The following is a 13,267-nucleotide window of genomic DNA, read 5'->3' as shown; positions in this document are numbered from 1 at the left end:
GACAAAGGCAACCAGCATCATGGCCCAGGGGATCAAGCGGTCCGGTGTGCGTTTGAGGATCACATCAGCGACCTGCTCGGTGACGCCCGCATCAGCCAGGATTTTGCCAAGCATCGCACCAAGCGCGATCACCACGCCGACTGCGCCCAGGGTCTTGCCGGCGCCTGTGAGCAGGTGGGAGACGATGCTGCCTGGCTCCATGTGGGTAGCAAAACCCACGCCGATGGACACCACCAGCAAGGCCAGGAGGGGGTGCATCTTCAGGCGCGACACGATGAGTGCAACCAGCACCAGGACACTGACCAAGGCAGTCAGCAACAGCTGTATATCTAAAGGAGTCATGCAAGGAATCTCGGTTGGGCAGGCGCTCTGGTGGCACTCAGGATTTGAAGGCGGACGATTCGACGTCGAGAGGAATGGCTCTGAGGCCTACGGATGGAGGTTCCGCACACGGCAAATGAGCATTGTTGGGTGGGGTATTCATGGAGCGATTCACCTTGTTATTTGGTCATCTATATGAATCGTTTCAAAGTATTTCGGTTGTGACCGGACACTGTCAAGCGCAGGTGGTCGTCTCTAGAGAAATGCACAGGGCCATTCCTGTGGGGGCGGCCTAAGGGGCGCTCTGTTGTCAGGCATCACATTTGAGTGGCCTTTTAGCCCCGGCGGGCAATACTTCTCTCTATACGCAGGCGTGTTCCTGGTGGCGCGCGCCGCTGGGAGGTGTCTGGTGAACAAACTTTCAATCGTGGGTGCCGGCCTGGTCGGCGAGGCGGCGGCGCAGATCATCGCCCGGGATGAGTTGTGCCGTGAGCTGGTGTTGATGGACGTGCAGGGTGAGCTGGCGCAGGGCAAGGCGCTGGATGTGTGGCAGGCCGCAGTGGAGTCCGGCTCCGATACCCGTGTGTGCGGCGGGGCCAAGGCTGAAATGCTGGAGGGCTCCGAGCTGGTGGTGATTACGGCAGGCGTGCCGCGCAAGCCCGGCCAGTCGCGCCAGGATGTGCTGAGTATCAACCTGCCGATACTGGATGGCATCATGGCGGACATCAAACAGCATGCGCCGGCGGCAACGGTGCTGGTGGTGTCCAACCCGGTCGATGTGCTCACCTATCGTGCCTGGAGCCTCAGCGGCCTGGGGCGCGACAAGGTGTTCGGGCAGGCGGGGGTGCTGGATACCGCGCGCATGAAGTGTTTCATCGCTGAGCAAACCGGTTTCTCGGCACGGGATATCACGGCGTTGGTGCTGGGCGGGCATGGCGACAGCATGGTGCCGCTGATGCGCTACTGCCAGATCGGCTCGGTGCCGCTTTCCCACTTCCTGTCCAATGAGCAGATCGAGCAAATTGTGGAGCGCACGCGTAAGGGCGGCGGCGAGATTCTGGGTTTGAAAAAAATGGGCAGCGCCTGCGATGCACCAGGCGTGGCCATTGCGCAGATGGTGGATGCCATCGCCAATGGGCGAAACCGCATTTTGCCGGCAGTGGCCATTCTGGAAGGGGAGTACGGGCGCAAGGACATTGCCATGGGTGTGCCCTGTGTACTTGCAGAGGCGGGGCTTAAGAGGGTGATCGAGTTGCCGCTGGATGCGCAGGAGCAGGCGATGTTTGATCATTCTGCCGATCAGGTGGCGCGGGATATTGCTGAGATGAAGGCGTTGTGAACGAGGGGATGGTTCTATCGCCGATGAGGTGGTCGACGATAGAACCGTTGGAAACAGTGATCAAATCTTGGCCAGTCACTGTGAAAGCTCATGGGCAATGAGGAGTTGGCTCTTTAGCTTGCGAGCCGGCCTGGCGGCTCAAAATTTGCTCTGGCGTGGTTACCTTACCGTTGCCATCTTGGCTTCTTTGAGTGCTTGTCGTAGGTCAGATAGATGTTGGCCTGCGTTGAGCTCAATAGCCTTGGCAACACGTTCAATTTTGATGTCGTGCATTTCATTCCACCTTAATGACTAATGCGGTGCCCATCTCGCTGAGTTCGTAACTCGGAGCGATTGAGACAAACACTTGCAATCAGGTGTTTTCATATCACGAAGTGCGAGTTTTGGCTCTATTGATGAGCTAATCCCAGACGTTTCCTACAATCTTGATTCAGTTGGGCAAAGGGTGTTCGAGTAGGTGTAGCGGGATCCACCGAACCCATTTCGGTATGTATGCCTTGGTTTTGCCGAGCTCGAACTGGATAGCATCCCAATTGCCCACCCCATTCATCCAAGCTACTATTGCTAATAATTCCTATTAGCACAACGGCGTCCCCCATGAATGCCCCTCCCAGTGCTCCTGCCCCGGGCCTCGAACTGGAGACCCTCTACCGTGCCCACCACGGCTGGATCCGCCAGTGGCTGCAGAGCAAGCTTGGCAATGCCCATGATGCGGCGGAGCTGGCGCAGGATGTGTTCGTGCGGCTGCTCACCAAACCCCGCGCCTTCAATGACCAGGAGCACGCGCGCGCCTACCTCGGGCGTATGTCGCGCAATGCCTGTGTGGACTTCTGGCGGCGGCGGCGGGTAGAGCAGGCCTATTTGGAAGTGTTGGCCGCCCAGCCCGAGCACCTGGTGCCGTCGCTTGAGCACCAGGCCGTGATCCTCGAAACACTGGAGCAATTGCAGGCGATGTTCGAGCGCATGCCCAAGCGGGTGGCCGAGGCGTTCTTCATGGCGCAGCTACAGGGCATGAAGCAACGCGAGATCGCCGAGCAACTGGGCGTGAGCGAGCGCAGCGTGAACACCTACCTGGCCCAGGCGATGTACCAGTGCCTGCTACTGGAAGTGGACCTGGACGACGCGCTGACATGAGCCGGGCGTCACTCGACCATGCCGTGCTGCAAGCGGCTGCTGGCTGGTTCGCGCGGTTGCACGCAGCGCAGAACGACCCCGCCGCCAACGCACAATGGCATGCCTGGCTGAACGAAGATGCGCGCCATCGGCTGGCCTGGTCCTTTGTGGAAAACATCAACCAGCGTTTTGGCAACCTCGACGGCCAGGCAGAGCAGGCCCGGCAAGTGTTCGACAGCGTTCGCCGTGGCCAGCAATCGCGCCGGGCCGTGCTTGGCAGCCTGTGTGTGGCGGGTGCGGCAGGGGTGTTGGGGTGGGGCGGCTGGCAGCGGGGTTGGGTGGACTCGCCGCGCGTCTGGTTTGCTACCTACAGCACCGGCCTGGGCGAGGTGCGGCCGCTCTCGTTGGCGGATGGCAGCCGGCTGTGGCTGAACGGCGGCACGGCGCTGGATGCGCAGTTCGATGAAAATGTACGGCAACTGCGCCTGTATCGTGGCGAAATCCTGATAGAAACCGGCAAAGACCCTCGTCCCCTGGCCGTCGTGACGCGGGCAGGGCGCATGCAACCACTCGGCACGCGGTTCAGCGTTCGGGACCAAGGGCTGACAACCACCTTGAGTGTGTTCGAAGGCGCCGTGCAGGCCACCTGTTCCGACAGTGGTGTGCAAACCACGCTGGGCGCCGGGCACATGCTGGTGTTCGACGCGCAGCAGGCCGGCGAGTCGGCGGCTGCACAAGCCTTGCGCCAGGACTGGAGCCGTGGCGTGCTGGTGGCGGAAGACATGCCGCTGTGCCAGGTGGTCGATGTGCTGCGCGACTACCGCCGTGGCCACCTTGGCATTGATCCCGCGCTGAACAGCTTGCGCGCCGTGGGTACTTTCCCGTTGCAGGACACCGACCGCACCCTGGTCATGCTCGAACGTGGGTTGCCCATTCGAGTAGTGCGCACCTTGCCTTGGTGGGTCTCGATCGAAGCACGCTGAAAAATTTTCAAAATTCTTTTTCTGGTTTTGAGGTGCTCATGCGCTTGGTGGGATGACGCTACTTCATCCTGCTTCCGGAAGGACCCCTTTCATGCTGCTTCGCGACTCTGCTTCCCTGCGCCGTCATCCACTGGCCCTTGCCATTTTCCTTGCCCTTGGTGGCCATGTTGCCGCTGCCCAGGCCGACAACACCGGCGCTGCGGCGCAAGGCATGGTGTTCGACATCCCGGCCGGGCCCCTGGCGCGGCAAATGAACCTGCTGGCCAGCCAGGCCGGGCTGTTGATTGGCGGTGATGCCACGCTCACGGCCAACAAGCAGAGCCAAGCGGTTCATGCGACCAGTGTGGAACTGGCGCTGGCGCAGATGCTGGCTGGCAGCGGTGTGGAAGCCGTGCGCACGGGCGAGCGGGAGTTCCAGCTGGTGCGCCAGGCCGAAGCGGCTGCAGGCGCAGTGACCCTGGGGAGCACCACTATCTCCGGTCAGGGCTTGGGGGATGTGACAGAAGGCACCGGGGCCTATACAACGGGTCGAGTTTCCACTGCCACCAAGTTGGCAATGTCCCTGCGTGAAACGCCGCAGTCGGTGACTGTGGTTACCCGCCAGCGTATGGATGACCAGAACCTGCAGAAGCTCGAAGATATTGCCACTTACACACCGGGTTTGTCCTTGCGCAAGACCGGTGGAGAGCGTCCGGAGTTCTATTCGCGCGGTTCGGCCATTGACAACATCATGATCGACGGCCTGCCCGTGGCCTACGACAGCGATACCCTAGGCACCTCGACGCTGGCCATGTACGACCACGTGGAAGTGGTACGTGGTGCTTCGGGCTTGATGGTCGGTGCTGGTAACCCCTCTGGCACCCTTAACCTGATACGCAAGCGCCCGACGCTGGCGCCACAGTTTTCGCTCACCGGCAGCGCGGGGCGTTGGGACGACTATCGGGGTGAGGTCGATGTTAGCGGCAGGTTGAACGACAGCGGCAGCGTGCGTGGCCGCTTCGTCGGTGCCTACCAGGATCGCAACAGTTTCGTCGACGCCTACGGCAATACGCGGCAGCTGTCTTATGGCATCACCGAATATGATCTGGACCCCGCCACTACGCTCACGCTTGGCGCCTGGTACAACCGTGAAGACAACCCTGGGGCTGACTGGAACGGGCTGCCTACTCATCCCGATGGTAGCTTTTTCGACTTTTCGCGTTCGACGCGTACGGCGCCTGACTGGACTTATTGGAACAAGAAGAACCGCAGCGCATTCGCCGAGGTTGAACACCGCTTCGACAATGATTGGAAGCTGCGCTTGAACACCACCTGGTTGCGCGGCGATATGGACATGCTCGGCGGTAGCGTCTACACCGACGAGCACAACGCCTACCATTTGAACATTGGCCGCTATACCTACCAGCATACCCAGAAGAGCTTCGACACCTATGCATCTGGTCCTTTCAGCCTGCTTGGTGCTACCCACGAGTTGGTCGTTGGCGCCAGCTGGCGGCGCGATGAAACCAACGATGGCCCTGGCGGCCCCGGCATTGGTTCGGATGTGATCATCGACCCGCAGCACTTTGAGCCTGGTGCCTACCCCAAGCCGGCCATCGACAACAACTGGTCGCGCTCGGGTCATGAGGAACAATCGAGTGCCTATGCCACGGTGCGCTTCAATCTGCGTGAAGATCTAAGGCTGATTCTCGGCTCGCGTCTGGATTGGTACGAATACGAACAGCTTACTCATTCGGGTGAATACAGTTTCGGTGACGACTACAAGGCCACCCGGGAATTCACCCCCTACGCCGGCGTTATCTACGATCTGAACGACACCTATTCGGTATACGCAAGCTGGACGCGAATCTTCAAGCCACAGGCCGCTCAAACCGCCAGCGGAAGCTTGCTGGACCCGGTGACTGGCACCAACTACGAGGCGGGTATCAAAGGTGAGTACTTCGGTGGTGCGCTCAATGCCAGTGCGGCGTTATTCCAGCTGGTACAGGAAAACCTCGCCAAGTCACTGCCGGCAGCTCAGTGTTCCCCCGGCGTCAGCGCCTGCTATGAGGCCAGCGGTGAAGTGCGAACCCGCGGTGTGGAGCTGGAAGTGGGCGGAGAGCTGGCGCCAGGTTGGCAGGTGTCTGCCGGTTACACTTACGCTGGAGCGCAATACACCAAGTCCACTTCCTCGGCAGAGAAGGGTGAGCGTTTCGACAGCGACACGCCCTACAACCTGTTCAAGGCCTTCACAACTTATCGCTTGCCCGGTGAGCTGGAGCGCTGGACGGTAGGCGGTGGCTGGCGCACACAGAGCAGTGCTTACACCAGCTTCGGGGTTAAGCAAGGCGGGTACAGCATCACCGACTTCATGCTTGCCTACAGAGCAACGCCGGAATGGCAGGTGCAGGCCAATCTGAACAATGCCTTTGACAAACGTTATTATCAGAACATCAGCAACAGCTGGGGGGCCAACAGCTTTGGTGATCCGCGTAACCTGATGCTGACTGTGCGTTACACCCCTGACTTCTGAGAAAACCTGGCGAACATGGCTATCGTCTAGGAGCGTCGGCTGTTTCGTGCTTGAGATCAATTCTCAACAACGCTAGCATCGCCGCTCCAGCCAACCCAGCACCCACGCGATTCTGTTTTCAACCGCCGCCCATTGGCCAGTGCCGTGCTGGCGGCCAGCTTTCACCCAAGGCAGTTACGCAGGGGTGAACCTGATGACGCGGTATGACGTTACCCGCGACCTGAGCGTGAAGCTCAACCTCAACAACGTGTTCGACAAGACGTACTACGGCTATGCCGACAGCTGGGTGGTGTATGGCGAACCGCGCAATTTCATGACCAGCATGGAATACCGGTTCTGACAGGGGGAACGATGGGGCGCATCACGCCCCATCGCTGGCCGTGTGCCTGCCGGCTACCGCTGATAGGCCTTGCCAAAATGCCGCTCCAGCCGCGCCTGCACCAGCTCCAGCAGGATCGACAGCACCCAGTAGATAACTGCCGCCGTCGTCAGCATCTCCAGATAGCGATAGCTCGATCGCCCATACGATTGCGCAAGGAACATCACCTCCCACACCCCCATGACCGAAATCAGCGATGAATCCTTCAGCATCGAGATGAACTGGTTGGCCGTAGGCGGAATGATCACCCGCATGGCCTGGGGCAGGGTGATGTGCCAGAAGATCTGTGGCGTGCGCATGCCCAGGGCCAGTGCCGCTTCACGTTGGCCCCGCGCTACGCCCAGGATGCCGGCGCGGAAGATCTCGCTCAGGTAGGCGCCATAGTTCAGCGACAGCGCAATGATGCCGGCACTGATGGCGCCAGGTACCAGGCCAAGTTGGGGCAACCCCAGGTAGATCAGCAAAATCTGGATAAGCAGTGGGGTGCCGCGGAAGAACGAGGTGTAGAAGCTGGCGATGCCCACCAGCACCGCGCTGTTCGACAACCGCGCCAGTGCAGCGGCAAAGCCGAACAGTACCGATACCACCATCGAGCACAGGCACAGAAACAGAGTCAGCGCTGCACCTTGCAGAAAGCCGTTAGGCCCCAGCCGGAAGCCGGCAAGGTTCGGAAACTTCTCCAGAATGATCGAAAACTTCAGATCGAAGCTGAGGAAAAACGCAACGAACAGACCGAACAGTGCCAGCCAGGTCAGCAGTAACCGGGTGCGAAAGCCGAACAGGCCGGCGCCCGTGGGCTTGACCACGGGCTTGGGGGAGGGGGGGAAGGTGCTCATTTGCTGATATCGGCGCCAATCCATTTCTGCGAGAGCTTGGCCAGGGTGCCATCAGCCTTCAGCTCGGCAAACACCTGGCGCACTTTGGCATCCCACTCGGCGTCGCCCTTTTCGATGGCCACCGAGTTCGGCTCTTCATACAGCGGGGCGCCGGCCAGCTTGAAGCGCTTGTCCTGGTCCAGACGCGGTTGCGCGGTCACCAGGTTGGTGAGAATGGCGTCCAGGCGCACGCCGGCGCCCAGGCCCAGGTCCTGGAAGGCGACGTTGTCGGTGTCGTATGGCGCAATCTGCACGAAGTCGAAGGGGTATTCGATCTTCTTGTCTTCGTCGCCTTCGATGACCAGGTTCTTGTTCAGGTAACTTTCGTAGCTTGAGGCGCTGGTCAGGCCCACCTTGAGGCCATCCAGGTCCTTGGCGGTGTGGATGCGCTCGTCCTTGGCATTGACCACGATCACGGCAGGTGAGGCGTAGTACTCCACCGGGAAGTCGAACACTTCGCTGCGTGCCTTGCTCGGGGTCATCGAGCAGATGCAGATGTCGTAGCGCCCGCTCCAGCGGCCCGCCGCGATCACGTCCCAGGAAGGGGTTTCGAGGCGCAGCTTGACGCCGAGTTTGTCTGCCACGGCCTTGGCGACGTCCACGTCAAAACCGTCCAGCTGGTTCTGGTCGTTGAGGAAAGAAAACGGCGGGTAGCTTTCCATCAGCACGTTGACCAGTTCCTTGCGCGATTCAACCCGCTCGAGTGTGGCGCCGGCAAAGGCCTGGGAAGCAGTGGCGAGCAGCACGAGGCCTGCACCGAGCAGGGTAGAAAATCGCATGTACATACCTGATATGTTGGGCTAAGGAGTGATAGGGTATTTAATAGTTATAAACGTCCATTAACTAATGAATTTAATTCATAAGAACCTTCAGAGAAGTTATATGAAACAGCGAGCGATGGTGATTCTCGACGGCGGCATGGGCCGTGAGCTGCAGCGCAGTGGGGCGCCGTTTCGCCAGCCCGAATGGTCGGCACTGGCGCTGAGCGAGGCGCCCGAGGCGGTGGTTGGGGTGCACGCAGCGTTCATCGCCGCCGGAGCGCAAGTCATCACCAGCAACAGCTATGCGGTGGTGCCGTTCCACATCGGCGAAGAGCGCTTTGCCAAAGAAGGCCGGCAACTGGCCAATACCGCAGGCCAACTCGCGCGCCACGCGGCAGATGCCGGTCCGCACCCGGTCCGTGTAGCGGGGTCGCTGCCGCCGCTGTTCGGCTCCTATCGCCCAGACCTGTTCCAGCCCGAACGCGTGGCAGAGGTGCTGTCGCCGCTGCTGCAGGGCCTGGCGCCACATGTCGACCTGTGGCTGGCAGAAACCCAGAGTTCGGTGGCCGAGGTGCAGGCCATTCACGCCCACTTGCCGGCAGACGGCAAGCCGTTCTGGGTGTCGTTCACCCTGCAGGACGAAGACGCTGATGAAGTCCCGCGTCTGCGTTCCGGTGAGCCGGTGGCAGATGCCATTGCCGCCGTGGTCGATCTGGGCGCCGCCGCGGTGCTGTTCAACTGCAGCCAGCCCGAGGTCATTGGTGCTGCGATCGATGTGGCGCGCGTGGTGATCGAGCAACGCAACGCCGACATCGCGATCGGCGCCTACGCCAACGCCTTCCCGCCGCAGCCGAAGGAGGCTACCGCCAACGACGGCCTGGATGAGCTGCGCGAAGACCTTGACCCGCCGGGCTATCTGGCCTGGGCCAACGACTGGCGTAAACGGGGCGCCAGCATGATCGGTGGCTGCTGTGGTATCGGCCCGGAGCATATTGCCGAGCTGAAACGCAATTTGGCGTGAAGCCTGGCAGGTGGCTGGGCGGCTGCTGCGAGCGCCCGGTCCCCAGCCATTAAAAAAAACGCCACTCAGACCCGGATTCCATCGTTTTTCAGTCTCCTGCCATGTCCCTATAGTCCGCTGAAGGCCGATCCTGAATCGGCGTACACAACTCAGCTGTGCGGGAACCGGATATGAACAACAACGAAAAAATCGAGGGCAATGCAGCGGCCGGTGTCGGTACGCGCGTGGTGTGGGGCGGGGAGCAGGTGCAGCACCCGTACAATGCCACCCAGACCCCGATCGTGGTCAGTGCCGCCTACGGCTACAACGACATCGACGCCTGGTACGACGTGGCTCAAGGCAAACTGCCGGGCTACATCTACAGCCGCATGAGCAACCCAACGGTAGCCACCCTGGAATCGAAGCTGTGCGAGCTGGAGCAGTCCGAGTCGGCGGTGGCGTTCAGTAGCGGTATGGCGGCCATCAGTGCCGTGCTGCATACCTTCCTCTCCAGCGGCAAACGCGTGGTATCGACCCGAGACAGCTACGGCGGTACCAACAAGATTTTTGAAGAGTTCCTGCCCCGCATGGGCGTGCAGGTATGCCTGTGCGACACGCTGGACACCGAGGCGCTGGAGCGCGAAATCGCTGCGGGCTGCGACCTGCTGTACCTCGAAACCCCCACCAACCCTACCTTGAAAGTGCTGGACATCCGGCGCTTGAGCGCTGCCGCTCGGCAGGTGGGCGCTGTGGTGGTGGCCGACAATACCTTTGCCACCCCGCTGAACCAGAACCCGCTGGCCCTGGGCGTGGATGTGGTGGTGCACAGCGCCACCAAGTTCCTGTCCGGGCACGGTGACGTGCTGGGCGGTGTGGTCTGCGGTGCGGAGCCGCTGATGGCGCAGGTACGCCACTACCGCGAGATCAACGGTGCGGCGCTGGACCCGTTTTCGGCCTACCTGATCATCCGGGGTATCAAGACCCTGGCTCTGCGCCTGCGCCAGCAGCAGGCCAGTGCGCTCGTGTTGGCGCAGTACCTGAGCACCGAACCCTTGGTCGAGGCGGTCAACTACCCCGGTTTGCCCCAGCACCCTGGCCATGCGATCGCCAAGGCGCAGATGCGTGGCTTCGGCGCCATCGTCAGCTTTGTGCTCAAGGGCGGTATGCCGACCGTTGCGCGTTTGCTGCCACGGCTCAAGTATGCCCACCGTGCCGGCAACCTTGGCGCGGTAGAAACCATCTACGGCCCGGCCCGCACCACCAGCCATGTGGAGAACACCCTCGAAGAACGGCTGGCCCTGGGTATTTCCGAAGGGCTGGTGCGTGTTTCGGTGGGTATCGAGGACACCGAAGACCTGCTGGCAGACCTTGCACAGGCCTGTGCATCGGTGCGCCAGGAGTTGGCCGCAGCAAAGGAATTGCACGGTGACGCGTATGCCGGCCTGGGCCAGGTGCAGGCCTGAGGCTGGCGCGTAGCACTCACCCTTTGTGGTGAGTGCCACTTCATGAAGTCGAACAAAAACAATATGCAAGGCCATTCGCTTCGCTCTGCCAAGACGAGGTCGTTGTAACGTCCTTGCCCGCCCACTTTCATGAGAAACCCACAATGTCCCTGCAAACAACGACAACGAGAAATGCTTCGGCACATGGCTTCAAACAGGACATGCAAACCCGCCATATCGTCATGCTGGCGCTGGGTGGTGTCATCGGTACCGGCCTGTTCCTGACGTCGGGCTACACCGTCAACCAAGCGGGGCCGCTGGGCGCGGTCATCGCCTATGTGCTCGGCGCGATCATGGTTTACCTGGTGATGATGTGCCTGGGCGAGCTGGCGGTACACATGCCGGAAGTCGGTTCGTTCAGCAGTTATGCCACCCGCTACATTGGCCCAGGCACCGGTTACATGGTGGCCTGGATGTACTGGCTGACCTGGACGGTAGCCATTGGCTCGGAATTCACCGCCGCCGGCATTCTCATGGTGCGCTGGTTCCCGGACACGCCGGTATGGATATGGAGTGCGCTGTTCGGGCTTGCGGTATTCATCAGCAACATCATTTCGGTACGTTCGTTCGCTGAGACCGAATTCTGGTTGTCGTTGGTCAAGGTGCTGGCGGTGATCGCTTTCCTGGTGGTGGGTGGTGGTGCGATCCTGGGCGGCTTCGAGGTTGCCCACGTGCAGAGTGTCGGGCTGGGTAACTTTACCCGCGAAGGGCTGTTCCCCACGGGGTTCTGGTCGATTGCCATGACCTTGCTGGCAGTGGCCTTCGCCTTTTCCGGCACCGAGCTGATCGGCATTGCTGCCGGCGAAACCCAAGACCCTGAAAAGAACGTACCCAAAGCCATCCGTACCACCGTGCTTCGCCTGGCGTTGTTCTTCGTCGGCACCATCTTCGTGCTCGCCACCTTGTTGCCGCGCGAACAGGCCGGCGTGGTGGAAAGCCCGTTCGTGATGGTCTTTGAAATGATTGGTATCCCCTACGCGGCGGACATCATGAACTTCGTCATCATCACCGCGTTGTTGTCGGCGGCCAATTCCGGGTTGTACGCAGCCGCGCGCATGCTCTGGACCCTCAGCGCCCAAGGCAACATGCCACGCCGGTATGCCTCGCTGTCCCGTCGCGGCACGCCCTTCAATGCCATCGTGCTGAGCATGGCGGGCGGTATGGCCTCACTGCTGAGCAGCGTGTTCGCGCCCGACACCATCTACCTGGCACTGGTGTCCATTTCCGGGCTGGCGGTGGTTGTGGTGTGGATCAGCATCGCCGCCAGCCAGATTGCGTTCCGCCGTCATTACATCGCCAATGGCGGCAAGCTTGAAGACCTCAAGTGCCGCGTGCGTGGTTACCCGTTCGTGCCGCTGGCAGCCATCTTCTGCTGTGTGCTGGCCTGTGTGGGTATCGCCTTCGATCCGGCCCAGCGTGTGGCGCTGTACTTTGGTTTGCCCTTCATCGCCTGGTGTTACCTGGCGTTCTGGTTGACCTGCAAACTCCGCCAGCGTCGTCCGTTGCCGCTGGAAACCGTGGCGCCTGGTTCCGAGGCCGCCTGAGCAGGGTGATACTAGGCCACCGGAACGTTGCCACGAGAAACCGCCGATGACCCAGAAAACCCTGCCCCCCTTGAACTGGCTCAGAGCCTTCGAAGTGTCGGCGCGCTACCTGAACTTCACCCATGCAGCAGAAGAGCTGCACCTCACCCAGGGGGCGGTGAGTCAGCAGATTCGCCACCTGGAGAGCCAGTTGGGAGTAGCGCTGTTCAAGCGCCTGCCGCGTGGGCTGGGGCTGACCGAAGAAGGGCAGTCCTACCTGCCGGTGGTGCAGGACGCGATCAGCCGGCTGGCGGTAGGCACCAACGAAATCTTCGGGCAACGCCAGCGTCGGCCCTTGAAGGTGCGCGGCAGCCTGTCGTTCCTGCACTTCTGGCTGGCGCCCCGGTTGGCCGATTTTCGGCGTTCGCACCCCCAGGTGGACATCCGCTACATCAGCAACCTGTGGGTCAAGGAGCTGGATGCCGAGGATGACCTGGAAATCCGTTGGGGCAGCGGACAGTGGGCCGGTGTGGAGGCGCAACGCCTGACCCGCGACGTGCTGGTACCGGTCTGCTCGCCCGCGCTGGCCGCCGATTGCCCGCTGCGTGAGCCGCGTGACCTGGCCCGTGCCCCGTTGCTGCATGTGCTGGGTTACGAGGAAGGCTGGGGCTACTGGCTGGAGCGGGTGGGCGCCGATCAGGTCGACTCTTCGAGCGGTCTGCAGTTCGACACGCTGGTGTCGACCTTGCGCATGGCGGAGTTGGGGCTGGGTGTGGCGTTGGCGCGCTCGTCGCTGGTAAAGGACTTGCTGCAGGAGGGGCGGCTGGTCGCGCCCTTTACCCCGCGCATCGAGGCGAGCGAATCGTTTTACCTGGTACGCGGCCTGGGTGAAGCGTTGTCCCCGGATGCCCAGGCATTCAGCCACTGGCTGGTGGCCATGGCGCACCGTTAATTCAAGT

The 13,267-nt window shown here is 61.3% G+C and carries 11 protein-coding genes and 1 pseudogene; 9 read left to right on the top strand and 3 right to left on the bottom strand.

The window, feature by feature from the left end; genetic code table 11:
* Positions 1–342 (bottom strand): annotated as a pseudogene (locus tag ACF8MI_RS17940) (gluconate transporter); the annotation flags it as partial.
* 388 nt (positions 343–730) lie between these two features.
* Between ACF8MI_RS17940 and ACF8MI_RS17935 the strand changes: the two are divergent.
* From ACF8MI_RS17935 to ACF8MI_RS17915, 5 genes are all read left to right on the top strand, one after another.
* Positions 731–1,660: a malate dehydrogenase gene (locus ACF8MI_RS17935; RefSeq protein WP_182408702.1), complete on the top strand. Its 930-nt coding sequence runs from the start codon at positions 731–733 to the stop codon at positions 1,658–1,660.
* Between the two features lie 597 nt (positions 1,661–2,257).
* The gene (locus ACF8MI_RS17930; protein ID WP_156867346.1) at positions 2,258–2,794 is read left to right on the top strand and encodes a sigma-70 family RNA polymerase sigma factor; all 537 of its coding nucleotides are present in this window, start codon (positions 2,258–2,260) and stop codon (positions 2,792–2,794) included.
* Complete coding sequence (locus ACF8MI_RS17925; protein WP_060500279.1) at positions 2,791–3,756, top strand: FecR domain-containing protein; 966 nt, start codon at positions 2,791–2,793, stop codon at positions 3,754–3,756. Before ACF8MI_RS17930 ends, ACF8MI_RS17925 begins: the two co-directional genes overlap by 4 nt.
* A 91-nt stretch (positions 3,757–3,847) precedes the next feature.
* Positions 3,848–6,268, top strand: a complete 2,421-nt coding sequence (locus ACF8MI_RS17920; protein WP_200929078.1) for a TonB-dependent receptor — start codon at positions 3,848–3,850, stop codon at positions 6,266–6,268.
* A gap of 193 nt (positions 6,269–6,461) precedes the next feature.
* Positions 6,462–6,608, top strand: coding sequence for a TonB-dependent receptor (locus ACF8MI_RS17915; protein ID WP_125474411.1), 147 nt, complete (start codon positions 6,462–6,464; stop codon positions 6,606–6,608).
* A gap of 53 nt (positions 6,609–6,661) precedes the next feature.
* On the opposite strand, the gene ACF8MI_RS17910 is transcribed toward ACF8MI_RS17915, so the two are convergent.
* Together ACF8MI_RS17910 and ACF8MI_RS17905 are read right to left on the bottom strand one after the other, a co-directional pair.
* Complete coding sequence (locus ACF8MI_RS17910; protein ID WP_060500277.1) at positions 6,662–7,483, bottom strand: amino acid ABC transporter permease; 822 nt, start codon at positions 7,481–7,483, stop codon at positions 6,662–6,664.
* Positions 7,480–8,301, bottom strand: a complete 822-nt coding sequence (locus tag ACF8MI_RS17905) for an ABC transporter substrate-binding protein (RefSeq protein WP_060500275.1) — start codon at positions 8,299–8,301, stop codon at positions 7,480–7,482. Before ACF8MI_RS17905 ends, ACF8MI_RS17910 begins: the two co-directional genes overlap by 4 nt.
* Positions 8,302–8,419: 118 nt before the next feature.
* On the opposite strand from ACF8MI_RS17905, the gene ACF8MI_RS17900 reads away from it, so the two are divergent.
* The 4 genes from ACF8MI_RS17900 (at position 8,420) to ACF8MI_RS17885 (ending at position 13,260) form a co-directional block, all read left to right on the top strand.
* Positions 8,420–9,304 carry a homocysteine S-methyltransferase family protein gene (locus tag ACF8MI_RS17900; RefSeq protein WP_182408706.1) on the top strand — a complete coding sequence of 295 codons (885 nt, stop codon included), beginning with the start codon at positions 8,420–8,422 and terminating at the stop codon, positions 9,302–9,304.
* Positions 9,305–9,474: 170 nt separating this feature from the next.
* On the top strand, positions 9,475–10,746 hold the full coding sequence (locus ACF8MI_RS17895; protein WP_060500271.1) for a cystathionine gamma-synthase family protein: 1,272 nt from the start codon (positions 9,475–9,477) through the stop codon (positions 10,744–10,746).
* A gap of 143 nt (positions 10,747–10,889) precedes the next feature.
* Entirely contained in the window at positions 10,890–12,329 is a 1,440-nt protein-coding gene (locus ACF8MI_RS17890) for an amino acid permease (protein WP_200929079.1), read from the top strand.
* A gap of 46 nt (positions 12,330–12,375) precedes the next feature.
* Positions 12,376–13,260, top strand: coding sequence for a LysR substrate-binding domain-containing protein (locus ACF8MI_RS17885; protein ID WP_060500264.1), 885 nt, complete (start codon positions 12,376–12,378; stop codon positions 13,258–13,260).
* The last annotated feature ends 7 nt before the right edge of the window (positions 13,261–13,267 follow it).

It is taken from the genome of Pseudomonas sp. yb_9 (assembly GCF_043103635.1).
GTDB lineage: Bacteria > Pseudomonadota > Gammaproteobacteria > Pseudomonadales > Pseudomonadaceae > Aquipseudomonas > Aquipseudomonas monteilii.
This window is presented reverse-complemented; position numbering and strand designations above follow the sequence as displayed.